Below are 26,655 nucleotides of genomic sequence, written 5' to 3'. Positions count from 1 at the left end.
CATGTTTCCGGATGAGCGTTCTCCTCCGTTCGCCGTGACAGGCGGATGAGCGCTGTGCCAGTATTTCCCCACGTTCGGCCCCCGAGGCACGAGCCCCGACGCAGTCAGGAGCCCCCGCTATGACCCGTCCCCTCCCGAGGGATCCCGTCCTCCGCCGGGCCGTCGCCGCGGCACGCTCGCACGAGCGCGAGCGCCGGGCGGTCCTCTCGCGTCGGGCGGTCCTCGGCGGGATCGGCCTCGGAGCGGGTGCCCTCGCCCTGGCCGCCTGCGCCCCGCAGACCCGTGCCGCTCCGACCGCCGCCGCCGACGGATCGGCCGGCGACCCGCGCCTGGTGTGGGACAACTGGCCCGCCTACATGGACGAGGACGACGACGGGAACCACCCCACGCTCCAGGGCTTCGAGGAGCAGACGGGCATCGCGGTGACCTACAACGTCGCCGTCGACGACAACAACTCGTACTACGGCAAGGTGAAGGACCAGCTCGCGCTCGGGCAGTACATCGGCGCCGACACGGTCTGCCTGACGGAGTGGATGGTCTCGCGCCTGGTCCGCCGCGGCTACGTGCAGGAGCTCGACCACGCGAACATCCCGAACATCGCCAACCTCACGCCCTCGCTGGCGAACCCCGACTTCGATCCGGGCCGCCGGCTCTCCCTCCCGTACCAGGCGGGGTTCTCGGGCATCTGCTGGAACAGGGAGAAGCTGCCGAACGGGCTCTCGAGCATCGAGGAGCTATGGGATCCGTCGCTCCGCGGCCGCGTCGGCGTGCTGAGCGAGATGCGCGACACGATCGGGCTCATCATGCTCGCTCAGGGGACGGACATCGCCGGTTCCTGGGGCGACGACGAGTACATGAACGCGATCGACGTCTTCCGCGAGCAGGTCGACGCCGGACAGATCCGCAACATCAAGGGGAACGCGTACCTCAACGACCTGCAGAACGAGGACACCCTCGCGGCGATCTGCTGGTCCGGCGACATCACCCTGATCAACGCCGAGGCCGGCGACAAGTGGGAGTTCGCCTTCCCCGACTCGGGCGGCGCGCTCTGGAACGACACCTTCGTGGTCCCGATGGGCTCCGAGCGCAAGGCCAACGCCGAGGCCCTGATGAACTACTACTACGAGCCCGAGGTCGCCGCCGAGGTGGCCGCCTGGGTCAACTACATCACCCCCGTGGATGGAGCGAAGGACGTCATGGAGAGCATCGATCCGGAGCTGGCCGAGAACCAGCTGATCTTCCCCGACGAGGACACGCTCGCGCAGGCGCACGTGTTCCGGACCCTGACCGCCGCGGAGGAGAAGGAGTACCAGGCCGAGTTCCAGAAGGTGCTCCTGGGCATCTGATGGCGATCGGGACCTTCGCCGAGAGCGGCGCCGACCTCCAGCTGGTCGGGATCAGCAAGCAGTACCCGGGCTTCACGGCCATCGACTCCCTGGACCTCACCATCCCGGCGGGCTCCTTCTTCGCCCTGCTGGGCCCCTCGGGCTGCGGCAAGACGACGACGCTGCGCCTGGTCGCCGGGCTCGAGGAGCCCTCCGCCGGCCGGATCCTCATCGGCGGGCGGGACGTCACCGAGACGAAGACGTACCAGCGGCCCGTCAACACCGTGTTCCAGTCGTACGCGCTGTTCCCGCACATGTCGATCCTCGAGAACGTCGCCTTCGGCCTGAAGCGGCGGAGGATCGCCGACCCCGTCGGCAAGGCGCACGAGGCGCTCCGCCTGGTCGAGCTCGACCACCTCGCCCAGCGCCGCCCCGCGCAGCTCTCCGGTGGTCAGCAGCAGCGGGTCGCCCTCGCGCGCGCCCTCGTCAACCGGCCCGCCCTGCTCCTGCTCGACGAGCCGCTCGGCGCCCTCGACCTCAAGCTCCGCCGGCAGATGCAGCTGGAGCTCAAGTCGATCCAGGAGGAGGTGGGCCTCACCTTCCTCCACGTCACGCACGACCAGGAGGAGGCCATGACGATGGCCGACACCGTCGCGGTGATGAACAAGGGCAGGATCGAGCAGATGGGCGCGCCGGAGGAGCTCTACGAGCTCCCGCGCACCGCGTTCGTCGCGAACTTCCTCGGCCAGTCCAACCTCTTCACGGGTGAGGTGGTCGGCAGCACCGACCGCGCACTCACCGTCGACGCGGGCGGGCACCGGATCGTCGTGCCCGTCGCCCGCTGCGCCCGCACGAGCGGGGAGATCACGGTCGGCGTCCGCCCCGAGAAGCTCCTGCTGCTGACGCAGGAGCCGCCGGCGGACTCCGGCCGGAACGTGCTCGGGCCCGGTCGCGTGGTCGACGTCTCCTTCAGCGGGGTCAGCACCCAGTACACGATCCGGATGCCGGGCCTGGGCCCGGTGGTCGTCTTCGCGCAGAACATGGTCTTCGGGCCGGTCGTCGGCGAGGGAGCGGAGGTGTGGGTCGGCTTCAGCACCGAGCACGGCTTCGGACTCGCGGACGAACCGGGCTCGGTCCCGCGCTTCGAGGCGGACGACTCCACCAGCGCCATCGCCGTGCAGCGCCGGGGGCTCCTGGCCGGTCGCAGCGGGGGAGCGTAGGCATGGCCTTCGCCGCCTTCGCCACGGGGCAGGCGGATCCTCAGGACGCTCCGGTCCGCCGGCGGTCGACGATCGCGCTGGTCCTGCTGCTGCCGGGCATCGCCTACATGCTGCTGTTCTTCCTGGCGCCGCTCATCTCGCTCGTGCTCACGTCCTTCCAGGCCGAGGTGCCGGACGGGGACATCGGCGAGTACGCCCCCGGCTTCGCCTGGCAGAACTACCTCGTGGTGATGGGCGACTACTGGCCGCACGTGCTCCGCTCCTTCGGCTACGCGCTGATCGCGACGGTGCTCGCGCTGGTGATCAGCTACCCGCTGGCCTACTTCATCGGAGTGAAGGCGCGGCCCTGGCCGCTGCTGCAGAACCTGCTCCTCACGCTGGTGATCGCGCCCTTCTTCATCAGCTTCCTGCTCCGGACGCTGGCGTGGAAGCAGATCCTCGCGGACGAGAGCCCGCTCGTGCAGGCGCTCAAGGCCGTGGCGGTCCTGCCGAGCGACGGCCACCTCACGGGGACGCCGATCGCCGTGATCTTCGGCATCACCTACAACTTCATCCCGTTCATGACGCTGCCGCTGTACACGACGCTCGAGCGCCTCGACGTGCGCCTCCTGGAGGCCGGGTCGGATCTCTACGCGCACCCCGCCTCCGTGTTCTGGAGCGTGACGGTCCCCCTGTCGATGCCGGGCATCGTCTCGGGCACGCTGCTGACGTTCATCCCCGCGGCGGGCGACTACATCAACGCGAGCCGGGACTTCCTCGGCTCGTCGCAGACCTCGATGGTGGGCAACGCGATCGAGGCGAACTTCCTCACGCTCGAGAACTACCCGGCGGCCGCCGCGCTCTCGATCGTGCTGATGGCCGTGATCCTGGTCATCGTCGGCTTCTACGTGAAGCGCAGTGGAACGGAGGACCTCCTGTGACCGCGACGGCCGACCGTCCGCTCGCGAGCGCCCAGGAGGCGCTCGGCGCGCCGCCCCCCGCCCCGGTCCGGGGCCGCCGCCGCTTCCGGGGCCTCGGGCTCGGCGTCTACACGGCGCTGGCGCTGCTCTTCCTGCTCATCCCTATCGGGTACACCTTCGTCTTCTCCTTCAACGACTCGGGGAAGAGCAACCTCGCCTGGCGCGGGTTCACCCTCGACAAGTGGGTGTCGGCCTGGACCAGCGAGGAGGTGATGACCGCCTTCGGGAACAGCCTGCTGGTCGGTGTGATCGCCACCGTGCTGGCCACTGCGCTCGGCACCATGATCGCCATCGCGCTCGTGCGGTTCCGCTTCCGGTTCCGGTCGGCGATCAGCCTGCTGCTGTTCCTCCCCATGGCGACTCCGGAGGTGGTGCTCGGAGCCGGCCTCGCCGCGCAGTTCCTCAGCGTGGGCGCCGAGAAGGGGCTGGTCACGATCGTGCTGGCGCACACGATGTTCTGCATCAGCTTCGTCGTGGTCACCGTGAAGGCGCGGGTGGCGAGCCTGGACCCGAAGCTCGAGGAGGCGGGACGCGACCTCTACGCGTCGCCGAACCAGGTCTTCTGGCGGATCACCTTCCCGCTGCTGCTGCCCGGCATCCTCGCCGCGGCGCTGCTCTCGTTCGCGCTGAGCTTCGACGACTTCATCATCACGAACTTCAACTCCGGATCGGTCACCACGTTCCCGAAGTACATCTACATCGCGGCGGCGCGCGGCATCCCGGCGGAGGCGAACGTCATCGCGTCGGCGGTGTTCGTCCTGGCGATCCTCGTGGTGGTGATCACGCAGGTCTCCGCGGCGGCCCGGGCGAAGCGCCTCGCGCGCGAGCAGTAGCTCAGGGCGTGCCGGGAGGTGCGGTCAGACGTAGGAGGCGCGGATCGCGCCGACCGGGCGCCCGCCGCCCGACACGATCGGGTTCAGCCGCACCAGCACGTCGTTCGCCGCGGTCCGGTCCACCGCGTCCGCCTCGACCAGGAGCTTCAGCGCGACCACGGTCGCGGCGCGGAGGCTCCCGTCGAGGATCTTCAGGGCGACGGTGGTGCCGTCGGGCGAGGCCATCACGAGTACGCCCTCGGCGCCGAGCTTGGCGACCAGGCCCAGGCGCTCGATCACGACGGTGTTGTCCCGGCCCGGGCCGTCGATCGCCCACGCGTTCTCGAGGATCGCGGCCGTGAGGACGCCGGCCTGGCGGTAGAGGCCGAACGGTGAGGCGGGGGAGGAGGACACGATCCGCGAGACGCCCTTCGCCAGCGCGGTCAGAGGAAGGGCGTGCACGGGAGCTCCGCAGCCGTCGATCCCCGAGGCAACGACGCGCTCGCCGGTGAGGCGCTCGATCGTGTCGACGATGTGCTGCTGCAGCGGGTGCGTCCGCTCGAGGTAGTCCTCGGTGCTCCAGCCGTTCTGCACGCACGCCAGCAGCATCGCCGCGTGCTTGCCCGAGCAGTTCATGTAGAGCGGGTCCGGAGTCGCGCCCGCCCGCAGCAGCTGAGCGCGGGTCTCGGAGTCGCCGGGCCAGTCGGCCGGGCACTGCAGGGCGGTGTGGTCCAGGCCGGCGCGGAAGAGCAGGTTCTGCACCAGCGCCACGTGCTGGGGGATGCCGGCGTGGCTCGCGGTGGCGATGACCGCCTCCGCGCCGTTCAGCTCGACTCCGGCGGTCATCACCGCAAGGGCCTGGAACGGCTTGAGGCAGGAGCGGGGGAAGACGGGAGCCGTCGGGGTGCCGAGGCTGCGGGCGACGCGGCCCTCGGAGTCGAGGAGGACGGCGGAGCCGGCGTGGCGCGACTCGACGAACCCGGATCGCTCGACGACGGCCAGCTCGACGGACTCGGCGACGGTGAAGGTTCCTGCTGGCATCCCCCCATCCTGCCCGATGCGCCGACCGGTCCCGCGCTCCCGGAGACGCCGAAGGCCACCGGGGAGCGCATCGGCGCCCGCGGTGGCCTTCGGAGGATCGCGCCTAGAGGGTGGCGAACGCGTCGGCGATGACCGACACGGCGTCGTCGAGCAGCTCGTCGGTGAGGGCGAGGCTCGGCAGGAAGCGGACCACGTTGCCGTAGGTGCCGGCGCTCAGCACGAGGACCCCGTGCTGGGCGGCGTAGTCGATGATTGCCTGGACCGCGACGGCGTTCGGCTCCTTCGTGGTGCCGGCGGTGCCGGGCTGCACGAGCTCCATCGCCATCATCGCGCCGATGCCGCGGACGTCGCCGATGATGTCGTAGCGCTCCTGCAGGCCTCGCAGCGCCGCGCCCAGGCGTGCGCCGATCCGGTCGGCCTCGGCGAGGAGGCCCTCGCGCTCGATGCGCTCGAAGACCGCGACGGCGGCGGCGGCGGCGACGGGGTTCCCGCCGAAGGTGCCGCCCAGTCCGCCGGCCTGCGCCGAGTCCATGATCTCGGCACGGCCCGTCACGCCCGCGAGCGGCAGGCCGCCGGCGATGCCCTTGGCCGAGAGGACGAGGTCGGGGACGAGGCCCAGGTGCTCGCTGGCGAACCAGGCGCCGGTGCGGGCCATGCCCGACTGGATCTCGTCGGCGACGAAGACGATGCCGTTGGCCGTGCACCACTCCTGCAGTGCCGGGAGGAAGCCGTCGGCGGGGACCATGAAGCCGCCCTCGCCCTGGATGGGCTCGGCGACGAGGCAGGCCAGGGCGGACGCGCCGACGGTCTTCTCGAGGTACGAGATCGCGCGCTGGGCGGCCTCGGCTCCCGACAGGCCGTCGTGGTACGGGTAGGAGCTCGGGGCGCGGTGGACGTCGCTGGCGAAGGGTCCGAAGCCCAGGCCGTAGGGCAGCGCCTTGAAGTTCATGGCCATCGTGAGGTTCGTGCGGCCGTGGTAGGCGTGGTCGAGCACCGCGACGCCGGGGCGGCCGGTGTGCTTGCGCGCGATCTTGACGGCGTTCTCGACCGCCTCGGCACCGGAGTTGACCAGGACGGTCTTCTTGGCGAAGTCGCCGGGGGTGTGCTGGGCGAGCAGCTCCGCGACGCGGATGTAGGGCTCGTACGGAGTGACGGTGAAGAGGGTGTGCGTGAGGCGCGCGAGCTGCTCCGCGGCGGCCGCGACGACGGAGTCGTCGGTGTGCCCGATCGTCGTCACGCCGATGCCGGCGCCGAGGTCGATGAAGCTGTTGCCGTCGACGTCGACCAGGATCGCGCCGTGCGCGCGGTCGATGTAGACGGGGAGCGCGGTGCCGACGCCGGTGGGCACGACGGCGAGGCGGCGCTCGTGCAGGGCCCGGGATCGCGGCCCGGGGATCTCGGTCGCGACGCGCCGCTCCTGGGGGACTGCGGACGTGGGAACCTGGGGGGCGAGCGTGTCTGTCATGGTCCTCGGAGTCTACCCGCGGGGGTTCCGCGTCCAGAGGTCCAGACCGGCGCGACCGGCCTGATCCACCGCCGTCGAGGAGGAGCCCGATGAAGTCCGAGCACGAGTACGCGGTGTCCGTCGTCTGGGAGGGCGACCGGGGCACCGGCACGAGCGGCTACCGCGAGTACGGGCGCCAGCTGACCGTCACGGCGGAGGGCCCGGCGCCCATCCTCGCCTCGGCCGACACGCCCTTCCGGGGCGACGCCGACCGCTGGAACCCGGAGCAGCTGCTCCTCGCGGCGCTCGCGCAGTGCCACCTCCTCTCCTATCTGCACGTGGCGGTCAAGAACGGAGTCGTCGTCACCGGCTACACGGACGACGCGGTGGGCTCGATGCTGCAGGAGGGGGAGAGCGGCCGCTTCACCTCGGTGACCCTCCGGCCCCGCGTCACTGTCGCCGAGGAGTCGATGGTGGCGATCGCCCAGACGCTGCACGCCGAGGCCTCCCGGCTCTGCTTCATCGCGAACTCGGTGAACTTCCCCATCGCCCACGAGCCGGAGGCGTCCGCGCGCTGAGGCTCAGCGGCGCTCGTGCGGGAGCGCCCGGCGGATGCGCTCGACCGTGGTCGTCGGCGGCGACTCGTTGTACGCACCGGCGAGCTCCTGCCCGGAGAGCGCGTGGACGGCCGCCATCACCTCGTCGGTGGCGTGGCGTCGGGCGCGGCCGGAGTCGGCGGAGCCGTGCCGCGAGAGGTCCAGCGGAGCCCCGAAGCGGACCGTGATCCGGTGCAGGCGCGGCACCCTCGTGCCCACCGGCTGGAGCTCCTGTGTGCCGATCATGCCGACGGGGACCACCGGCGCGCCCGTGGTGAGGGCGAGCCATGCCACTCCGGTGCGGCCCTTGTAGAGGCGCCCGTCGCGGGAGCGGGTGCCCTCGGGGTAGACGGCGAACGCCTCGTCCCGCTCGAGGATCGCCCGGCCGAGGTCCAGCGCCTCCTGAGCGGCCTGGCCGGCGCCGCGCTCGACCGCGACGGCTCCGACGCTCGTGAAGAACGCGCGCGAGAGGGCGCCCCGCACGCCGGTCCCCGTGAAGTAGTCCGACTTGGCCAGGAACTGCACCGGCCGCGGGGCGAGCAGCGTCAGCACCGGGGAGTCGATGAACGAGAGGTGGTTGGCCGCCAGGATCACGCGTCCCTCGGCCGGGACGTTGTCGCGCCCCTCCACGATCGGTCGGTAGACCAGCCGGCCGACGCCGCCGATGGACAGGCGCGCCAGACGCGCGGAGAGGCCGATCCCCGGGGGAGTCGGCCTCTCGTGGTCGTCGTCGATCCGCATTCCGACGAAGCTACCGGGGCGTCCATGCCGCTCCGGTCATGCGGCGGATCAGCCGAACTGGGCGAGCGCCTCCTCGATGACCGTCGCGGCGTCGTCGATGAGCTCCTCGCTGATGACCACGCTCGGCATGATCCGCAGCACGCTGTCCCAGCTGCCCGCGTCGAGGACGATCACGCCGTTCGTGGTGGCGTGCTTCAGGATCGCGGTGAGCGCCTCCGGGTACTGCTTCTTCGTGCCCGGGTGAACGAGCTCGACGCCCCACATCGCACCCTTGCCGCGGACCTCGCCCACGACCGCGAAGCGCTCGGCCCAGTCGCCGATCCGCGCCTGCAGCAGGCGCTCGACCCGCTGCGCCTCCTCCAGCAGGCCCTCGGACTCGATCGCCTCGAACGTCGCGAGCGCCGCGGCGGTGGAGACGGGGTTGCCGCCGAACGTGCCGCCGATGCCGCCGGGCTGCACGGCGTCCATGATCTCGGCGCGGCCGGTGACGGCGGCGAGCGGGAAGCCGCCGGCGATGCCCTTGGCCGTCGTGATGAGGTCCGGGACCACGCCGTGGTGCTCGATGGAGTACCAGGTGCCGGTGCGGGCGATGCCGGCCTGGATCTCGTCCGCGACGAAGACGATGCCGTTCTCGGTGCAGAACTCGGACAGGCGGCGGAAGTAGCCCGGCGCCGGGATGATGATGCCGCCGTCGCCCTGGATCGGCTCGACGAAGAGCGCGGCCAGCTCCTGCGCGCCGATGTGGGTGGTGATGTAGTCGATGGTGCGCTCGGCCGCCTCCTCGCCCGTCATGCCCTCGGGGTCGCGGAACGGGTAGCTGATCGGGAGGCTGTAGATCTCTCCCGGGAAGGGGCCCATGCCCGCGCGCTCCGGCCAGGGGCGGTAGGTCATCGCCATCGTGAGGTTGGTGCGGCCGTGGAAGGCGTGGTCGAGCGTCGCGATGGCGCGGCGGCCGGTGAACTTCCGCGCGATCTTGACGGCGTTCTCGACCGCCTCCGCGCCGGAGTTGACCAGGATCGAGTGCTTCTCGAAGTCCCCGGGGGTGATCTCGGCGAGCTTCTCGGCGACCCGGACGTAGTTCTCGTACGGAGTGACGGTGAAGAGGGTGTGCGTCAGCTTCTCGGCCTGCGCGGCGGCCGCCGCGGCGACCGCGGGGTGCGCGTGGCCGATGGTGGTCACTCCGATGCCGCAGCCGAGGTCGATCAGGCGGTTGCCGTCGACGTCGACCAGGACCGCGCCCGACGCGTGGTCCATGTAGATGTTCGCGAGCGTCCCGGCGCCGCGGGAGACGCTGGCGACGCGGCGCTCCTGGAGGGCGACGGAGCGCGGGCCGGGGAGCTCGGTGACGAGCTCTCGGGACTGGGGGACCGAGAATTCACGCATGCTCCGATGGTAGGCCTGGGACCGTTCGAGGACCCGCACCCAGCGCGTTGCGAGGCGCGCCGTGCAGGATGGAGGCGATCCCCGAACGTCCACCGGCCGCCGCCGGTCACGAAAGGTGCCCCTGTGCGCAGAACCCTCGCGATCCTCGCCGTCCTCGGCGCCTCCCTGAGCCTGGCGGCCTGCACCCCCGGGGAGCCGGATGCAGCGCCGTCCGCCTCCGCCACCCCGCTCGGCTGCGCGACCGAGGGCGAGGCGACCGCCGCGGTGCAGACCAGCGGCGACTTCGCCACCAAGCCGGTCACCGTGTTCCCCAGCCCGGTCAGCGTGGACGCCACCGAGCGCTCCGTCGCGATCGAGGGCACCGGCGAGGAGGTCGCCGAGGGCGACACGGTGCTGGTCGACTACACGCTCTACAACGGGACGAGCGGTGCCGAGTTCTCGGCGAGCAGCTACGCGTCCGGTGGCCGCGCGGCCTTCGAGGTCGACACCGACCAGTACCTCGCCGGCCTCGTGAAGGCCGTCAACTGCGCGACCGTCGGCTCGCGCGTCGTCGCCGTCGTTCCCCCGGCCGACGCGTTCGGCGACGCCGGGCAGAGCCAGTTCGGCATCGCCGCGACCGACTCGATCGTCATGGTGATCGACGTCGAGCAGATCGTGCCGACCGCCGCCGACGGCGAGCCGCAGCCCCCGGTCGACGGCCTGCCGACGGTGGCGCTCGCCGAGGACGGGGCGCCCACCGTCACCATCCCCTCGACCGACCCGCCCGCCGACCTGCAGCTCGCCGTCCTCAAGAAGGGGAGCGGCGCGACCGTGGCCGACGGCGACCAGCTGATCGTGCAGTACCAGGGCGTGGTCTGGGGCACCGGCGAGGTGTTCGACCAGAGCTGGGGGAAGCCCGCTCCCGCCGCCTTCGGCACCGGCGACGTGATCGAGGGCTTCAAGGAGGCCGTGGTCGGCCAGACCGTCGGCTCGCAGGTGCTGGTCACCATCCCGCCGTCGAAGGGCTACGGCGACCAGGGCAACCAGAACGCGGGGATCAGCGGGACCGACACCCTCGTCTTCGTGGTCGACATCCTCGCCATCAGCTGACCGGGAGGCGCTGGGTGCTCCGTGCCAGGATGGGCGGATGCGCAGGGTCATCATCCTCGGCTCGACCGGGTCCATCGGCACGCAGGCTCTCGACGTCATCGGCGCGAACCGCGAGCGGTTCGAGGTGGTCGGCCTCGCCGCCGGCTCGAACCGGACGGCGGTCGCCGAGCAGGCGTCCGCGTTCGGCGTCGAGCACACGGCGTTCGGCGCGGAGGAGGCCGAGCAGCTGATCCGCTCGGTCGACGCGGACGTCGTGCTGAACGGGATCACCGGCTCGGTGGGGCTCGGCCCGACGCTCGCGGCGCTCGAGGAGGGCAGGACGCTCGCCCTCGCCAACAAGGAGTCGCTGATCGTCGGCGGCGAGCTCGTCACCTCGCTCGCCGGTCCCGGCCAGATCGTGCCGGTCGACTCCGAGCACTCCGCGATCGCCCAGGCACTCCTCGCGGGCGAGCACCGCGAGGTCCGCCGCCTCGTGCTGACCGCGTCCGGCGGGCCGTTCCGGGGACGCGACCGCGCCTCCCTCCGCGACGTCACCCCGGCGCAGGCGCTCGCGCACCCGACCTGGGACATGGGCCTGGTCGTCACGACCAACTCCTCCACCCTGGTCAACAAGGGGCTCGAGGTGATCGAGGCGCACCTGCTCTTCGACGTCCCCTACGACCGGATCGACGTCACCGTGCACCCGCAGTCGGTGATCCACTCGATGGTCGAGTACGTCGACGGCTCGACGATCGCCCAGGCCTCGCCGCCGGACATGCGGCTCCCGATCTCGCTCGGCCTCGACTGGCCGCACCGCGTCGCCGGGGTCGGCGTCCCGCTCGACTGGACCCGCTCCCACTCCTGGACGTTCGAGCCGCTGGACGAGGAGGCGTTCCCCTCGGTCCGGCTCGCGAAGCGCGTCGGGGAGGCGGGCGCCTCCTACCCGGCCGTGTTCAACGCGGCGAACGAGCAGGCCGTGCAGGCGTTCCACGCCGGGCGGATCGGCTACCTCGACATCCTCGAGACGGTGGAGGCGGTGGTCGACGCGCACAGCGTCGACGGCGCGCTGACCCGCGAGTCGCTGGCCGCGGCGGAGGAGTGGGCGCGCCGCACGGCGGACGAGCGGATCGCCGGAGTCTGACCAGGGGTCATCCGGACGGGCTCCGTCTCCGCGGATCCGTGTCGGCGGACGTCGCGCCGCTGATCCGCTCGGCCGCGGAGTTCATCGGATCCGTGCAGGCGCACCCCAGCGTGGACGGGCGGGCCCGGCCTACAGTGTGTCGGTGGAATCCGTGCTGCTCTTCGTCCTCGGCGTCGTCATCATCGCCGTCGGCGTCGCCCTCTCCATCGCCCTGCACGAGGTCGGGCACCTCCTCCCCGCCAAGCTGTTCGGGGTCAAGGTCACGCAGTACATGATCGGGTTCGGGCCGACCCTCTTCTCCCGGCGCCGCGGCGAGACGGAGTACGGCGTCAAGGCGATCCCGCTCGGCGGCTACATCGCCATGATCGGCATGTACCCGCCGAAGCACCCGGGGGACCGGCCCACGGAGTCGAGCACCGGCTTCTTCAACGGCCTGGCGTCCTCCGAGGCCCAGCTCGAGGAGCCCCGGCGCGGCGCCTACGCCACGATGATCGACGAGGCCCGCGCCGCCAGCGCCGAGACGATCGGCGACGGCGAGGACCACCGCGCGTTCTACCGGCTCCCCGTGTGGAAGCGCGTGATCGTCATGGCCGGCGGCCCCTTCATGAACCTCGTGATCGCCACGGTCCTCTTCACCGTCCTCCTCTGCGGCATCGGGATCCCGCAGAGCACCAGCACCCTCGCCGCGGTCTCGCAGTGCGTGGTCCCGGAGTCGCAGCGCGCGACCGCGACCTGCACCGCCGACGACCCGCTGGCACCCGGAGCCGCGGCCGGCCTGCTGCCGGGCGACACGATCACGGCGATCGACGGCACTCCGGTGAGCACCTGGAACGACCTGACCCCGATCATCCAGCGCTCCGCGGGCGTCCCGCTCAGCGTGTCCGTCCAGCGCGACGGCGCCCCGCTGACCCTCACGATCACCCCCGCCGAGAACGAGGTCGCGGTGACCGACGCGAACGGCGCCCCCGTCACCGACGCCTCCGGTGCGATCGAGACGCAGACGGTCGGCTTCATCGGCATCTCGCCCACATCGGCCCTCGCGCAGCAGCCGATCACCGCGGTGCCCGAGACGGTCTGGTCGAACATCACCAGCGTCGCCCACGTCATCCTCAACCTGCCGCAGCGCCTCATCGACGTCGCCCAGGCGGCGTTCGGCTCGGAGGCGCGCGACGCCAACGGCCCGATCAGCGTCGTCGGAGTCGGCCGGATCGCGGGCGAGATCGCCGCCTCCGACCAGCTCCCCGTCGTGTCGAAGGTGCAGACGATGGTCGGCGTCCTCGCCTCGCTCAACGTCGCCCTCCTCGTCTTCAACCTGGTGCCGCTGCTCCCCATGGACGGCGGCCACATCGCCGGCGCCCTCTGGGAGGGCCTGCGCCGCCGGATCGCCAAGCTCTTCGGACGCCGCGACCCCGGCCCCGTCGACATCGCCCGCCTGCTCCCGCTCACCTACGTCGTCGTCCTCGTCCTCGGCGGCATGAGCGCCCTCCTCATCTACGCCGACATCGTCAAGCCGATCACGCTGTTCTGAGTTGGATTCCACGCCGGGCCTCGCCCGGCGTGGCGCGGTCGGCTTCTCGGGGTGGGGGCGTGGGTGGAGCGGGGTGCGGACGGCTAGGGCGAATCGCTGGGACGCGATTCACCCGTTCGCCTCGAGGGTGGGAGGGCGGTCGCTGACCGGCGTGGCGCGGTCCGCTCTGTGAAGCGAGCGGGCTGGCAGCGTCTGCGGTGAATCGCTCGGACGGGATCGGCGGTTCGGCTCGGGGTGCGGCGACCGCGGATCGTCGTGCGGTCTCGGGCTGAGAGCAGGTGCGGTGGACGGGTTCCGAGGCGCGCAGGAGGGGCGGCGGCTGGGAAGGTGCGGCGAGCGGACGAGGGGTCCCGCGGCGCGCGTACGATGGGGCGCGTGCCAGCAGTGAATCTGGGTCTTCCCAAGGTCCCCATGACCCTCGCCCCCCGCCGCAAGTCCCGCCAGATCAAGGTGGGCAAGGTGCTCGTGGGCGGTGACGCGCAGGTCAGCGTCCAGTCGATGTGCACCACACCGACGACGAACATCAACGCGACCCTCCAGCAGATCGCCGAGCTCACCGCGTCCGGCTGCGACATCGTCCGCGTCGCGGTGCCGAGCCGCGACGACGCGGAGGCGCTGCCGATCATCGCCAAGAAGAGCCAGATCCCGGTCATCGCCGACATCCACTTCCAGCCCAACTACGTCTACGCCGCGATCGACGCCGGCTGCGCCGCGGTCCGCGTGAACCCCGGCAACATCCGCAAGTTCGACGACCAGGTCGGCAAGATCGCCGCCGCCGCGAAGGCCGCCGGCGTCTCGATCCGCATCGGCGTCAACGCCGGCTCGCTCGAGCCGAGCATCCTGCAGAAGTACGGCAAGCCCACCCCCGAGGCCCTCGTCGAGAGCGCCGTCTGGGAGGCCAGCCTCTTCGAGGAGCACGACTTCCACGACTTCAAGATCTCGGTCAAGCACAACGACCCCGTCGTCATGGTGAAGGCCTACCGCCAGCTCGCCGAGCGCGGCGACTGGCCCCTCCACCTCGGCGTCACCGAGGCCGGCCCCGAATTCCAGGGGACCATCAAGTCCGCCACCGCCTTCGGCATCCTCCTCGGCGAGGGCATCGGCGACACCATCCGCGTGTCCCTCTCGGCCCCGCCCGCGCAGGAGGTCAAGGTCGGCCTGCAGATCCTCCAGTCGCTGAACCTCCGCGAGCGCAAGCTCGAGATCGTCTCCTGCCCCAGCTGCGGCCGCGCGCAGGTCGACGTCTACACGCTCGCCAACGACGTCACCGCCGGCCTCGAGGGCATGAGCGTCCCGCTGCGCGTCGCCGTCATGGGCTGCGTCGTCAACGGACCCGGCGAGGCCCGCGAGGCCGACCTGGGCGTCGCCTCCGGCAACGGCAAGGGCCAGATCTTCGTCAAGGGCGAGGTCATCAAGACCGTCCCCGAGGCCGAGATCGTCCAGACCCTCATCGAGGAGGCCAACCGCCTGGCCGCCGAGATGCCGGCCGACGACACCTCGACCGGAGCCCCGGTCGTCACCGTCGGCGCGAACTGACGGCGCGGGGCGGATCGACGTGGTCCGCCCCGCACTGCGCCTCGCGCTCGTGGTCGTCGCCGCCGCGCTCCTCGCCTCCGGTGTCGCCGCGCTCCGCAGCGGCCCGTCCTCCGAGGCCGGCGAATGCATCGACAGCCGCAGCCCGCAGGACCCCTTCGGCTGCGACCGCTGGGTGCTGACCGCGGCCGAAGGGGAGACCCCGTACACGGCCTGGGTCGAGGACGCCCGCGTCCGCCTCCGCTCCGAGAGCGTCGGGGGTGCGCCGACCCTGGTCGTCGGCACCGGCTGCCTCGTGGTCAGCGCCGCCTACCGGATCGACGACGGCGTGCTGATCCCCGGCGACGAGGTGACCGGATCCGACACCTGCTCCGACACGCCGAGCCCCGAGGCCATCCGGCTCCGGGCGCTCCTCTCCGGCCCGATGACGATCGGCGGCACCCCCGATGACGTGCTGCTGGACGGCACGGGCGGAGCGGTCGTCTTCTCGCGGATCCCCGACTGAGGCTCCCGGCGCCCTCGCGAGCCGGGGGAGCGCAGCGGATAGGATCGTCCCTCGTGGTCACCCGTCTCTCGCATCTGTTCGTCCGCACGCTCCGGGAGGATCCCGCCGACGCCGAGGTCGCGGGCCACCGCCTCCTCGTCCGCGCGGGCTACATCCGCCGTCAGGCGCCCGGCGTCTTCGCCTGGCTGCCGCTGGGACTGCGCGTCAAGCGCCGCATCGAGCGGATCATCCACGAGGAGATGGAGGCCGCCGGCGCCCAGGAGGTGCACTTCCCCGCGCTCCTGCCCCGCGAGCCCTACGAGCTCTCGGGGCGCTGGACCGAGTACGGCGACGGCGTGTTCCGCCTGAAGGACCGCAAGGACGCCGACTACATGCTGGCTCCCACGCACGAGGAGTTCTTCACGCTGCTCGTGAAGGACCTCTACTCCTCCTACAAGGACCTGCCCCTGTCGATCTACCAGATCCAGGACAAGTACCGGGACGAGGCGCGGCCCCGCGCGGGCCTCCTGCGCGGCCGCGAGTTCACGATGAAGGACGCGTACTCCTTCGACTACACCGACGCCGGCCTCGACGCGAGCTACCAGCGCCAGCGCGACGCCTACGAGCGGATCTTCGCCCGCCTGGGCCTGGAGTACGTGATCGTGCAGGCCGACGCCGGAGCGATGGGCGGCTCCCGGAGCGAGGAGTTCCTGCACCCCACCCCCGTCGGCGAGGACACCTTCGTCCGGTCGGCGGGAGGGTACGCGGCGAACGTCGAGGCGTACCGCACGCCCGTCCCCGCGGCGCTGCCCGTCGAGGGCCTGCCCGAGGCGCGCGTCTTCGACTCGCCCGACACCCCGACCATCCAGACCCTGGTCGACCTGGCGAACGCGACGCAGCCCCGCCCCGACGGCCGCGCCTGGACCGCCGCCGACACCCTGAAGAACGTCGTCCTCGCGCTCACCGCGCTCGACGGCACCCGCGAGCTCGTGATCGTCGGCCTGCCCGGCGACCGCGACGTCGACCTCAAGCGCGCCGAAGTGGCCTTCGCCCCGGCCGAGGTCGAGGCCGCCACCGCGGAGGACTTCGCGAAGCACCCCGGACTGGTCAAGGGCTACATCGGACCCTGGTCGGCCGAGGGAGCCGTCCTGGGCGAGGAGTCGGCGACCGGCGTCCGCTACCTGCTCGACCCGCGCGTGGTCGACGGCACCGCCTGGATCACCGGGGCCAACGTCTCCGGGCAGCACGTCCTCGACCTGGTCGCCGGCCGCGACTTCCACGGCGACGCCACCGTCGAGGTCGCGGACGTCCGCACCGGCGACGAGGCGCCCGACGGCTCGGGCCCGATCGAGACCGCCCGCGGCATGGAGATCGGCCACGTCTTCCAGCTCGGCCGCAAGTACGCCGACGTCCTCGGGCTGAAGGTGCTCGACGAGAACGGGAAGCTCGTCACCGTCACGATGGGCTCCTACGGCATCGGCGTGACCCGCATCCTCGCCATCATCGCCGAGGCCACCCACGACGACCGAGGACTGCTCTGGCCCGCGAACGTCGCGCCGTTCGACGTGCACGTCATCGCGACCGGCAAGGACGCGGCGGCTCTCGAGCTCGCCGAGTCGGTCGGCGCCTCCCTCGAGGCCGCCGGCCGCGACGTGCTGATCGACGACCGCCCGAAGGTCTCGCCCGGCGTCAAGTTCGGCGACGCCGAGCTGATCGGGGTGCCCGTGATCGTCATCGCGGGCCGAGGAGCGGCCGACGGGATCGTCGAGCTGTGGGACCGCCGGTCCGGCGAGCGCGAGCAGCTCCCGGTCGCCGAGGCGCTCGCCCGGCTGGGCGCCTAGACCCGACACGCCGAGGGCCCCGCCACCGCTTCCCGTGGCAGGCGGGGCCCTCCGTGCGTCGGCAGGATCCGCGGGTGGAACCCCGGGCCGCGTCGGGTACCCTTGAGGGCTGATCCGGGTGAGAGCCCGGCAGGCGAACGACCGCGGTCACCACCGCGGCATCCAAGTGAATAGAGAGAAAGGCCCGCCCGTGGACATCGACCTGAGCGTTCTGCGACTCATGGAGCGCGAGCGCGAGATCCCCTTCGAGGAACTCGTGCAGATCATCGAGCAGGCGATCCTGACCGCCTACCTCAAGCACATCGGCCAGGCCGACGACGCCGACAAGGCCACCGCCGTCGACGCGCGCGTGCACCTCGACCGCAAGACCGGTCACGTCTCGGTCTTCGTGCCCGAGCTCGACGAGGAGGGCGCCGTCGTGGGCGAGGCCGAGGACTCCCCGCGCGACTTCGGCCGCATCGCCGCCTTCGCCGCGAAGCAGGTCATCAACCAGCGCCTGCGCGACATCGCCGACGAGCACGTGCTCGGCGAGTTCAAGGGCCGCGAGGGCGACATCGTCGCCGGCGTCATCCAGCAGGGCCCCAACCCGCGGATGATCCACGTCGACCTCGGCTCCATCGAGGCGATCCTCTCGCCCGAGGAGCAGGTGCCCGGCGAAGACTACAGCCACGGACGCCGCATCCGCGTCTACGTCACGAGCGTCGGCCGCGGACCCAAGGGCCCGTCGGTCCAGGTGTCCCGCACCCACCCGTCGCTGGTGCGCAAGCTGTTCGCCCTCGAGGTCCCCGAGATCGCGTCCGGCGTGGTGGAGATCGTCTCCCTCGCCCGCGAGGCCGGCCACCGCACCAAGATCGCGGTGCGCGCGACCGAGCCCGGCGTGAACGCCAAGGGCGCCTGCATCGGCGAGCTCGGCCAGCGCGTGCGCGCGGTGACCGCCGAGCTCAACAACGAGAAGATCGACATCGTCGACTACTCCTCCGACCTGCCGACCTTCGTCGCCAGCGCGCTCTCGCCCGCCAAGGTGACCAGCGCGTTCGTGATCGACCAGAGCCTCAAGGCCGTCCGGGCGCTCGTCCCCGACTACCAGCTCTCGCTCGCCATCGGCAAGGAGGGCCAGAACGCCCGCCTCGCCGCCAAGCTGACCGGCGCGAAGATCGACATCCAGCCCGATTCGGTGATGGACGGGGAGTGATCCCCGAGCATCGGCCGTGCGGGGGAGCGGTCCCGGAGGGGAGGGAGTAGAGTGGAAGCCGTCAGAACGTGCGTCGGCTGCCGTCTGCGCGCCCCCCGGGCCTCTCTTCTGAGGCTGGTCCTCCACTCGAACGTCCTCGCGGTAGACCCGCGTGCCGTCCGTCCTGGTCGGGGAGCGTGGCTCCACGACACTGCCGACTGCTACGAGCTCGCGGTCAAGCGCCGCGCGTTCGGAAGAGCGTTCCGGACACGCGAGAGCGTGGACGCGAGCGAGCTGGAGCAGTACATCGCACGATCCGACCGGCTCGGCCCCTCGACCGGAGGGGCCGGAGCAGCGCACGATCACACCATAGAGAACAGGCAGAACGGCCCGTGAACTGATCATGAGCGAAGACTGATGAGCGGCTCGAAATGAGACCCGTCCGTTCGTGACGCCTGCCCCCGTCTTGGGTGCAGGCCCAAGACAGGAGAGAAGTGGCAAAACCACGCGTACACGAGATCGCATCCGAACTGGGTGTCGATAGCAAGGTCGCACTTGCGAAGTTGAAGGAGCTCGGCGAGTTCGTCAAGGGCCCGTCCTCGAGCATCGAACCCCCGGTGGCGCGCAAGCTCCGCCAGGCCCTCCAGGGCCAGGGCGGTTCCTCCGCGGGAGCGTCGGCGACCCCGGCCGCCCCCGCCGCCGGTGCCCGTCCCGGGGCCCCGCGCCCCTCCGGCGCCCGTCCGTCCGCGCCCACGCCCGGCCCGGCCAAGCCGCCCGCTCCGGCGCCCGCACCGCCGATGTCGGTCGCCGAGCGCCAGGCCCAGGCTCAGGCAGCCCAGGAGGCTGCGGCCGCTCAGCGCGCCCAGGCAGCCAAGGACGCGCCCGCCGAGGCCGCCGCTCCGGCTCCGACCGAGGCCCCCGCGGCTCCGGCCGCCGCCGAGAAGCCGGCGTCCGGCGCGACCCCCGGCGGACCCAAGCCCGTGACCCCGCGTCCGGCTCCCGCCGCGAACACCCCGCGCCCCGGCGGCGCCTCGGGCGGCTCCAACCGCCCCGGCGGCACCCCGCGCCCGGGCAACAACCCGTTCGCCAGCAACCAGGGCATGGGACAGCGTCCCGCCGCCCCGCGCCCCGGCAACAACCCCTTCGCCAGCTCGCAGGGCATGGGATCGCGTCCGACCCCGGGCAACATCCCCCGCCCGGCTGCTCCGCGCCCCGGCGCGCCCCGACCCGGCGGACCCGGCATGGGCCAGCGCCCCGCCGGCTTCGGCCAGCGTCCCGGCGGACCCGGCGGCGGAGCAGGACGTCCCGGCGGTGCCGGTCGTCCGGCCGGCGGCGGCTTCCAGCGCCCCGGCGGCGCTCCCGGTGCCGGTGGCGGCTTCGCCCCGCGTCCCGGTGGCGGCGGCGGTCGCGGTCGCGGCCCCGGCGGTGGAACCGCAGGAGCCTTCGGTCGCGGCGGCGGCAAGAGCAAGGCCCGGAAGTCCAAGCGCACGAAGCGTCAGGAGTTCGAGCTCAGGGAGGCCCCGTCGCTCGGCGGCGTCAGCGTCCCCCGCGGCGACGGCAGGACGGTCATCCGTCTGCGCCGCGGCGCGTCGATCTCGGACTTCGCCGACAAGATCGAGGCCATGACCGGCGTGCCGGTGCCCCCCGGCAACCTGGTCACCGTCCTCTTCGCCCTCGGCGAGATGGCGACGGCGACCGAGTCGCTCGACGAGGCCACCTTCGAGGTGCTCGGCTCCGAGCTCGGTTTCAAGATCCAGGTCGTCTCGCCCGAGGACGAGGACAAGGAGCTCCTCGAGGGCTTCGGTCTCGACCTCGAGCAGGAGCTCGACGACGAGACGGACGAGGACCTCGAGATCCGTCCGCCGGTCGTCACCGTCATGGGTCACGTCGACCACGGAAAGACGCGCCTGCTCGACGCGATCCGCAACGCCAACGTCGTCGCCGGCGAGGCGGGCGGCATCACGCAGCACATCGGTGCGTACCAGGTCGTCGCGGAGCACGAGGGCATCGAGCGCCCGATCACGTTCATCGACACCCCGGGTCACGAAGCGTTCACCGCCATGCGAGCCCGCGGTGCCCAGGTCACGGACATCGCGATCCTCGTGGTCGCGGCGGACGACGGCATCATGCCGCAGACCATCGAGGCGCTGAACCACGCCCAGGCGGCCAACGTGCCGATCGTGGTCGCGGTGAACAAGGTGGACAAGCCCGACGCCAACCCGGCCAAGGTGCGCCAGCAGCTCACCGAGTTCGGGCTCGTCGCCGAGGAGTACGGCGGAGACGTCATGTTCGTCGACGTGTCGGCTCGCGCGGGTACCGGCATCCAGGACCTCCTGGACGCCGTGCTGCTCACCGCGGACGCCGGTCTCGACCTGCGCGCCAACCCCAACAAGGAGGCGCGCGGAGTCGCGATCGAGGCGAAGCTCGACAAGGGACGCGGTGCGGTCGCGACCGTGCTCATCCAGTCGGGAACGCTGCGCGTCGGAGACGCGATCGTCGCCGGAACGGCCTACGGCCGCGTCCGTGCGATGGCGGACGAGAACGGCAACGCCGTCCTCGAAGCCGTGCCGTCGCGTCCGGTGCAGGTGCAGGGACTCTCGTCCGTGCCCCGCGCCGGCGACACCTTCCTCGTCACCGAGGAGGACCGCACGGCCCGTCAGATCGCCGAGAAGCGCGAAGCCGCTCAGCGCAACGCCCTGCTGGCCAAGGCCCGCAAGCGCATCTCGCTCGAGGACTTCACCCGTGCTCTCGAGGAGGGCAAGGTCGAGTCGCTCAACCTCATCATCAAGGGCGACGTGTCCGGTGCCGTCGAGGCGCTGGAGGAGTCGCTCGTCAAGATCGAGGTCGACGACTCGGTGCAGCTGCGCATCATCCACCGCGGTGTCGGTGCGATCACGGAGTCGGACGTCAACCTCGCGACGATCGACAACGCGATCATCGTGGGCTTCAACGTCCGCCCCGACCCGAAGGCCCGCGAGCGCGCTGCTCGAGAAGGAGTGGACATCCGCTTCTACTCGGTCATCTACAACGCGATCGAAGAGGTCGAGAACTCGCTCACGGGCATGCTCAAGCCCGAGTTCGAGGAGGTCCAGTCCGGTGTCGCCGAGATCCGCGAGGTGTTCCGCTCCTCCAAGTTCGGCAACATCGCGGGTGTCATCGTCCGCTCCGGCACGATCACCCGCAACTCGAAGGCGCGCGTCATCCGTGACGGCGTCGTGGTCGGGGACAACCTGGCCATCGAGTCGCTGCGTCGCTTCAAGGACGACGTCACGGAGGTCCGTACGGACTACGAGGCCGGTATCGGACTCGGAAAGTACAACGACATCCAGATCGGCGACGAGATCGAGACGATCGAGATGAAGGAGAAGCCGCGAGGCTGATCCGCTCCACTGGAAGGCCCGGGTCCGCCCGGGCCTTCCGGCGTCTCATGGCGCTGTTCGTGCGGGATCGGGAGGGGACTCTCGTCCTCTCGCGCCCTGCGGGAGGAATCGGGGGCCGCCGGTGTCCCGGAGGTGCGGACCCTCCAGTGGGCGCTTCCGCACCCCCGGGTGCGGGAGACCGACCCCGATCAGGCGCTCCTGTCTCGGTGGGTGCGCCCGCTGAACGAGCAGCTCGCGAGCAGCGCGCCTGCGGGCGACGTCCGGCTCCCGATCCAGCACCTGAGCCTTCCCGCCCCCCGGTCCCCGAGGATCAGGGAGCCGCGAGAAGGCACCCCACCCGCGCCGTCGCAGACGCGCGGTCGAGGGGCATCACGCCCCAGAAGCAAGGCCCCGTCGGACGCGACCGGTCGTCCGGGCGGAGAGTGGTTGAATGGCGAGCTGAACGGTTCGCCGAGAGAGATGTGAGGACCAGCCATGGCAGATCCGGCCCGGGCGAGGAAGCTCGCCGAACGTATCCAGGTGATCGTCGCGAAGCGGCTCGAGCGCGGTCTCCGCGACCCGCGCCTCGGCTTCGTCACCATCACCGATGTCCAGGTGACCGGCGACCTGCAGCACGCCTCGGTGTTCTACACGGTCTACGGCACCGATGAGGAGCGCGCCGATTCGGCCGCGGCCCTCAAGGCCGCCACCGGAATGCTCCGCACCGAGGTGGGCAGGAACATCACGTCCCGGCTCACGCCGTCGCTCGAGTTCATCCTCGACGCGGTGCCCGAGAACGCGAAGCACATCGAGGATCTGCTCGCCGCCGCGCGCAGCCAGGACTCGCAGGTGCAGTCGCTCGCCGCTCAGGCGGACTACGCCGGCGAGGCCGACCCCTATGTGAAGCCCCGCGAGGACGACGAGGACTAGGCGCCGAGCCCGAACACCGCGGAGCCCGTGGCGACGTCGACCGATTCCAGGACGACGACGACACGGGCTCCCGGCGTGAGCGGGGCCGGGACGTCGACGGTGATCTCCGGGTCGAGCAGCTGGACCGAGGAGCGGGAGCGCGCCGAGGAGACGACGATCCCGCTGAAGGAGGCTCCTTCGCGGCCGCGGAGGACGGCGGCCTCGACGATCGCGGTCGCCGCACGGGAGGCGGCTCCGGCCCGGCGGTCGCTCGCGGCGAGGAGCGGCGGGAGCAGGGGCAGCGCCTCGCGCAGCTGCGACGGGATCGTTCCGCCGCGGGACACCGCGAGGCAGACGGCGAGGCCGAACCGGTCGACCAGGCGCCGCAGCGGCGCGGTGACGTGCGCGTACGGCGCGGCGAGAGCCGCCTGCTCGGGATGCTCCGGCGGGGCGCCGTCGAAGGCGGTGTAGCCGGCGCCGCGGAACAGGCTCGCCGCGGCGTACATGATGGCGAGCTGGGCGGGGTCGGCGGTGTCGAGGCGGCGCAGGTAGGCGCCGTAGGCCTCCTCCTCGGGCCACGGGACGCCGAGCGCCGCGGCTCGGGAGCGGAAGGCCGCGACGGTGGCGGGGTCGGCCTCGGGCATGGTCCGGAGGATGCCCACCCCCGCGTCGAGCATCATCGTCGCCGCCGCCATACCGGTCAGCAGCGAGACCTGGGCGTTCCAGCCCTCGACGGCCAGGGGAGCGCGGCGCTCGACCCGGTAGCCGCCGTCGGCGGCGACGATCTCCTCCTCGGGCAGCGTCAGGCTCGCTCCTCCACGCTCGGCCTCGCGCGCCAGGCGCTCGCGTCCGAACCAGGGGAGGAGGGCGAGGGAGGGGTGCGGATCGCCCGCGTCGACGCTGCGCTGCACGCCCTCGTAGTCGAGCCGGGCCACGCTGCGGACGAGCGCCCGCTCGAGGTGCACCGAGCGCGGCTCCGCCCGCTCGTCGAGGGTCAGCGTCCAGACCAGCGCTCGGCGCGTCTCGTCCGGCAGGAGCGACGCGGTCCCCTCGGAGAGGACCGCGGGGTGCAGCGGGACGCGGCCGTCCGGGAGGTAGTAGGTCTGGCCGCGGCGGCGCGTCTCGGCGTCGAGCGCTCCGCCGGTGCGGACGACCGCGGGCACGTCCGCGATGGCGTAGCGGAGGACGACGCCCTCCGACGTGCGCTCCAGGTGCAGGGCCTGGTCCAGGTCGAGCGAGCCGGGCGGGTCGATCGTCACGAAGGGGAGGTCCGTCCGGTCGACGCGGTCCTCGTCGTCCGCTCCGGCGTCCGCGTGCTCGGCCTCGGCCAGCGCGGCCGGCGGGAACGGGCCGGGCAGGTCGTTCTCGACGCGGACCGCGGCGAGGGCGCGCTGGACGTCCTGGGCGAGGTCGACGTCGAGGGCGCGCTCGACGGCGGCGTCGGGGCGGGGGAGGCGGAGGCGGCGACCGGTCACGGCGCCGACCCTACCCGCCTCCTCCGACGCGGACGGCGGTCGACGGGCCCTCAGGAGCCGGGGAGGAGGTAGCCGTCCTCCGGGCCGCCCGTCGCCAGGCCGTCGGCGAGGAGCCCTGCCAGGGCGCGACCGCGCTGGTCGGCGTCCGGCCAGAGAGACTCCACCTCGGCCGCGGTGACCGGGCCGTGCGCGGCGCGCAGCTCGGCGAGGATGAGGCCGCGGACCTGGCGGTCCGAGCCCTCGAACCGCTTCTGCTTCGCCTTCACGGGCCCGGTGTGCTCGGGGTACCCCTCCGCCCGCCAGCGGCAGAGGTCGCGGATCGGGCACTCGTCGCAGCGCGGAGCGCGGGCGGTGCAGACGATCGCCCCCAGCTCCATCGCGCCCGCGTTGAAGGCCGCCGCCTCGGAGAGCGACTCGGGCAGCAGCGCCGACATCGCAGCGAGGTCGGCCCTCGCGCGGGGCGGACCGGGCTCCGCCGCTCCGTCGACCGCGCGCGCGAGGACCCGGCGGACGTTGGTGTCGACCACGGGGTGCCGCCTCCCGTAGGCGAACACGGCGATGGCGCGGGCGGTGTAGTCGCCGATGCCGGGCAGCGCGAGGAGGGTCTCGACGTCGTCGGGGACCACGTCGCCGTGCTCCTCGGCGATCGCCACGGCACAGGCGTGCAGGCGCAGGGCCCGCCGCGGATAGCCCAGGGACTGCCAGGCGCGCACCGCCTCGCCGGGAGGGACGGCGGCGAGAGCGGAGGGTGTCGGCCAGCGCTCCAGCCACTCCGCCAGACGCGGGACGACGCGGACCACCGGGGTCTGCTGCAGCATGAACTCGCTGACGAGCGTGCCCCAGGCGGGGAAGCCCTCGCGGCGCCACGGCAGGTCGCGGGCGCTCGTGCGGAACCAGGCGGTGATCGCGTCGGCGAGAGGGTCGGAGGGCATCAGCCCACACTAGGCGGCGGCGCGTATCGTGGGCGGATGACCAGGTGGGCTCCGCAGAAGGCCGATGTGCTCGACGCTCTCGCGGCGGAGGTGCTGCACAACTACGGGCGCGGACGGGTCAAGGTCGGGATCGACGGCGACGACCCCGCGGTGAGCGCGGCGTTCGCGCTCGACCTCGCGGAGGCGCTCCGCCGGGCAGGCAAGGACGCGATCGTCGCGCACCTCGCCGACTTCCGACGTCCCCGCGCCGATCGGGACGACCCCGCCGTGCCCGAGGAGCAGCGCTCCTACGCGGCCGGGTACGACTACGAGCTCCTGCGCCGCGTCCTGCTCGATCCGTTCACCCTCGGCGGCAGCACCGGGTTCGTGCTCGCGGGCTTCGACGCGGTGCGCGACGAGACGCGGCAGGCGCGCTGGCGGACCGCCGGCCGCGACGCGGTGCTGCTCGTCGACGGCGAGTTCGCCCTCCGGCCGGAGCTGCGCGGCGCGTGGAGCACCAGCATCCGCCTCGACACGCAGGAGCCGCCGGTGGACGCGGCGTACCGCGCCACGACGGATCCGCGCCGGCTGGCGGGGATCCTCGTCGACATCCGCGATCCGGAGCAGCCCCGGCGCCTCTTCGCCGACTCCTGCTGAGCCTCGGGACGGAGGCCGCCGCCGCGGGCGGCGTCGGTCCGACAGGGCCGCGGGCTCAGACCAGGGCGGCGCGGCGCACGACCTCAGCCGGCGGCACGAAGGCGCCCGCCCGCTCGACCTCGTGCACCAGGTCGACCAGCAGCTGGTTGACCGGAGCCTCGCGCCCGCCGCGGTGAGCGGTGCGGACCACGGCCCCGGCCAGGTGGTCGATCTCGCTCGGCACTCCGCGGCGGACGCTCTGCAGCGTCGACCCGGGGTTCGGCACCTCGCCCATCCGCGCGGCCATCCGGCGGGGGAGCAGCTCGACCAGGGGCAGGGGAGCGGCGGCCAGAGCGCGGACGGACGTGTTCGAGAGTCCCTGCAGCGAGCCGAAGCGGACGCCCGACGCGAGGCCCGTCCGGGCGGCCTCGCGCATCGACCGGGCGAGGACGCGCCGCAGCCCCGGATCGTCGATCGTCTCCTGGACCGAGAGCCCGGTGATCGCGGGCAGGGCGTTGACCTCGTTGATCAGCAGCTTCGTCCACTGCGCTCCGGTGAAGTCGTCGGTGACGGCGGTGGGGACCGCCTCGCCGAGCACGGCGGCGGCCCGTCGGACGTCGTCGTCGGCCGGGCGGCCGGGGACGCCGAGCGTGGTCGTGGCAGGAGCCGTGACGGTGACCCGGCCGGGTTCGAGGTGGCTCGCGGCGAAGAGGGCGAGAGCACCCACGAGCCGGGCGTCGCGCACCTGCCGGGCCGCCGCGGTGAGTCCGTCCAGTCCGTTCTGGACGACGACGACGAGAGTGCCGTCGACCGTGCGGCGGTTGGTGCGCAGCGCGTCCTCGGCGTCCTGCGCTTTCGTGCAGACGAAGGCGAGATCGGGCACGAGGTCGAGGGACTCGCCGCAGCGGACCCAGGCGGTGTGCTCGCCCCACGCCCCGTCGAGCCGGATCCCCGACCGGCGGATCGCGGTGAGGTGGTCGCCTCGGGCGGTGACCTCGACGTCGTGCCCGGCGCGGTCGAGAAGGGCGGCGATGGTGCCGCCGACGGCGCCTGCTCCGAGTACTGCGATCCTCATCCG

The 26,655-nt window shown here is 72.3% G+C and carries 23 protein-coding genes; 16 read left to right on the top strand and 7 right to left on the bottom strand.

What is annotated here, in order from left to right; genetic code table 11:
• Nucleotides 1-119 precede the first annotated feature (119 nt).
• The 4 genes from C5B92_RS00575 (at nt 120) to C5B92_RS00560 (ending at nt 4,337) form a co-directional block, all read left to right on the top strand.
• Nucleotides 120-1,346, top strand: a complete 1,227-nt coding sequence (locus C5B92_RS00575) for a PotD/PotF family extracellular solute-binding protein (RefSeq protein WP_104283435.1) — start codon at nt 120-122, stop codon at nt 1,344-1,346.
• On the top strand, nt 1,346-2,545 hold the full coding sequence (locus C5B92_RS00570) for an ABC transporter ATP-binding protein (protein WP_104223036.1): 1,200 nt from the start codon (nt 1,346-1,348) through the stop codon (nt 2,543-2,545). The genes C5B92_RS00575 and C5B92_RS00570 overlap by 1 nt, the downstream gene beginning before the upstream one ends.
• A 2-nt stretch (nt 2,546-2,547) precedes the next feature.
• Nucleotides 2,548-3,465, top strand: a complete 918-nt coding sequence (locus tag C5B92_RS00565) for an ABC transporter permease (protein WP_104348289.1) — start codon at nt 2,548-2,550, stop codon at nt 3,463-3,465.
• Nucleotides 3,466-3,581: 116 nt separating this feature from the next.
• A complete protein-coding gene (locus C5B92_RS00560; protein ID WP_258060352.1) occupies nt 3,582-4,337 on the top strand; it encodes an ABC transporter permease in 756 nt (251 codons plus the stop codon).
• A gap of 24 nt (nt 4,338-4,361) precedes the next feature.
• Here C5B92_RS00560 and C5B92_RS00555 read toward each other — a convergent pair whose 3' ends face one another.
• Complete coding sequence (locus C5B92_RS00555) at nt 4,362-5,357, bottom strand: asparaginase (RefSeq protein WP_104349974.1); 996 nt, start codon at nt 5,355-5,357, stop codon at nt 4,362-4,364.
• A 103-nt stretch (nt 5,358-5,460) separates the two neighbouring features.
• Nucleotides 5,461-6,822, bottom strand: coding sequence for a 4-aminobutyrate--2-oxoglutarate transaminase (gene gabT / locus C5B92_RS00550; protein WP_104223040.1), 1,362 nt, complete (start codon nt 6,820-6,822; stop codon nt 5,461-5,463).
• An 89-nt stretch (nt 6,823-6,911) separates the two neighbouring features.
• Here gabT and C5B92_RS00545 point away from each other — a divergent pair, with 89 nt between their 5' ends.
• Nucleotides 6,912-7,379: an OsmC family protein gene (locus tag C5B92_RS00545; protein WP_104349973.1), complete on the top strand. Its 468-nt coding sequence runs from the start codon at nt 6,912-6,914 to the stop codon at nt 7,377-7,379.
• A gap of 3 nt (nt 7,380-7,382) precedes the next feature.
• On the opposite strand, the gene C5B92_RS00540 is transcribed toward C5B92_RS00545, so the two are convergent.
• Complete coding sequence (locus tag C5B92_RS00540; protein WP_104223042.1) at nt 7,383-8,138, bottom strand: 1-acyl-sn-glycerol-3-phosphate acyltransferase; 756 nt, start codon at nt 8,136-8,138, stop codon at nt 7,383-7,385.
• Between the two features lie 48 nt (nt 8,139-8,186).
• A complete protein-coding gene (locus tag C5B92_RS00535; RefSeq protein WP_104223043.1) occupies nt 8,187-9,521 on the bottom strand; it encodes an aminotransferase class III-fold pyridoxal phosphate-dependent enzyme in 1,335 nt (444 codons plus the stop codon).
• Nucleotides 9,522-9,644: 123 nt separating this feature from the next.
• Here C5B92_RS00535 and C5B92_RS00530 point away from each other — a divergent pair, with 123 nt between their 5' ends.
• The 10 genes from C5B92_RS00530 to rbfA all read left to right on the top strand — a co-directional run bounded on the left by C5B92_RS00530 (nt 9,645) and on the right by rbfA (nt 22,576).
• Complete coding sequence (locus tag C5B92_RS00530; protein WP_159939270.1) at nt 9,645-10,610, top strand: FKBP-type peptidyl-prolyl cis-trans isomerase; 966 nt, start codon at nt 9,645-9,647, stop codon at nt 10,608-10,610.
• A 37-nt stretch (nt 10,611-10,647) separates the two neighbouring features.
• Nucleotides 10,648-11,730, top strand: coding sequence for a 1-deoxy-D-xylulose-5-phosphate reductoisomerase (dxr, locus tag C5B92_RS00525; RefSeq protein ID WP_104349972.1), 1,083 nt, complete (start codon nt 10,648-10,650; stop codon nt 11,728-11,730).
• Nucleotides 11,731-11,872: 142 nt separating this feature from the next.
• Nucleotides 11,873-13,258, top strand: a complete 1,386-nt coding sequence (locus tag C5B92_RS00520) for an RIP metalloprotease (RefSeq protein ID WP_258061194.1) — start codon at nt 11,873-11,875, stop codon at nt 13,256-13,258.
• 375 nt (nt 13,259-13,633) lie between these two features.
• Nucleotides 13,634-14,794, top strand: a complete 1,161-nt coding sequence (ispG, locus tag C5B92_RS00515; protein ID WP_173244694.1) for a flavodoxin-dependent (E)-4-hydroxy-3-methylbut-2-enyl-diphosphate synthase — start codon at nt 13,634-13,636, stop codon at nt 14,792-14,794.
• 19 nt (nt 14,795-14,813) lie between these two features.
• Nucleotides 14,814-15,296, top strand: a complete 483-nt coding sequence (locus C5B92_RS00510) for a hypothetical protein (protein ID WP_104225178.1) — start codon at nt 14,814-14,816, stop codon at nt 15,294-15,296.
• Between the two features lie 53 nt (nt 15,297-15,349).
• Nucleotides 15,350-17,116 carry a proline--tRNA ligase gene (locus C5B92_RS00505; protein ID WP_104225179.1) on the top strand — a complete coding sequence of 589 codons (1,767 nt, stop codon included), beginning with the start codon at nt 15,350-15,352 and terminating at the stop codon, nt 17,114-17,116.
• Nucleotides 17,117-17,306: 190 nt separating this feature from the next.
• Nucleotides 17,307-18,308 carry a transcription termination factor NusA gene (nusA, locus tag C5B92_RS00500; RefSeq protein ID WP_104225180.1) on the top strand — a complete coding sequence of 334 codons (1,002 nt, stop codon included), beginning with the start codon at nt 17,307-17,309 and terminating at the stop codon, nt 18,306-18,308.
• Between the two features lie 51 nt (nt 18,309-18,359).
• Nucleotides 18,360-18,683: a YlxR family protein gene (locus C5B92_RS00495; RefSeq protein WP_104225593.1), complete on the top strand. Its 324-nt coding sequence runs from the start codon at nt 18,360-18,362 to the stop codon at nt 18,681-18,683.
• A gap of 98 nt (nt 18,684-18,781) precedes the next feature.
• On the top strand, nt 18,782-21,667 hold the full coding sequence (gene infB, locus C5B92_RS00490; protein WP_104246572.1) for a translation initiation factor IF-2: 2,886 nt from the start codon (nt 18,782-18,784) through the stop codon (nt 21,665-21,667).
• Between the two features lie 474 nt (nt 21,668-22,141).
• Nucleotides 22,142-22,576, top strand: a complete 435-nt coding sequence (gene rbfA / locus C5B92_RS00485; protein ID WP_104223052.1) for a 30S ribosome-binding factor RbfA — start codon at nt 22,142-22,144, stop codon at nt 22,574-22,576.
• On the opposite strand, the gene C5B92_RS00480 is transcribed toward rbfA, so the two are convergent.
• On the bottom strand, nt 22,573-24,030 hold the full coding sequence (locus C5B92_RS00480) for a ribonuclease catalytic domain-containing protein (protein ID WP_104349971.1): 1,458 nt from the start codon (nt 24,028-24,030) through the stop codon (nt 22,573-22,575). The two genes, rbfA and C5B92_RS00480, sit on opposite strands and share 4 nt — an antisense overlap.
• 50 nt (nt 24,031-24,080) lie before the next feature.
• On the bottom strand, nt 24,081-24,962 hold the full coding sequence (locus tag C5B92_RS00475) for an A/G-specific adenine glycosylase (RefSeq protein WP_104225596.1): 882 nt from the start codon (nt 24,960-24,962) through the stop codon (nt 24,081-24,083).
• A gap of 36 nt (nt 24,963-24,998) precedes the next feature.
• Here C5B92_RS00475 and C5B92_RS00470 point away from each other — a divergent pair, with 36 nt between their 5' ends.
• Nucleotides 24,999-25,598, top strand: a complete 600-nt coding sequence (locus C5B92_RS00470; protein ID WP_146079235.1) for a hypothetical protein — start codon at nt 24,999-25,001, stop codon at nt 25,596-25,598.
• 55 nt (nt 25,599-25,653) lie between these two features.
• Here C5B92_RS00470 and C5B92_RS00465 read toward each other — a convergent pair whose 3' ends face one another.
• On the bottom strand, nt 25,654-26,652 hold the full coding sequence (locus C5B92_RS00465; protein WP_104249600.1) for a ketopantoate reductase family protein: 999 nt from the start codon (nt 26,650-26,652) through the stop codon (nt 25,654-25,656).
• Nucleotides 26,653-26,655 lie beyond the last annotated feature (3 nt).

This window comes from Rathayibacter sp. AY1A4, from assembly GCF_002930955.1.
Classification (GTDB): Bacteria; Actinomycetota; Actinomycetes; order Actinomycetales; family Microbacteriaceae; genus Rathayibacter.
This window is presented reverse-complemented; position numbering and strand designations above follow the sequence as displayed.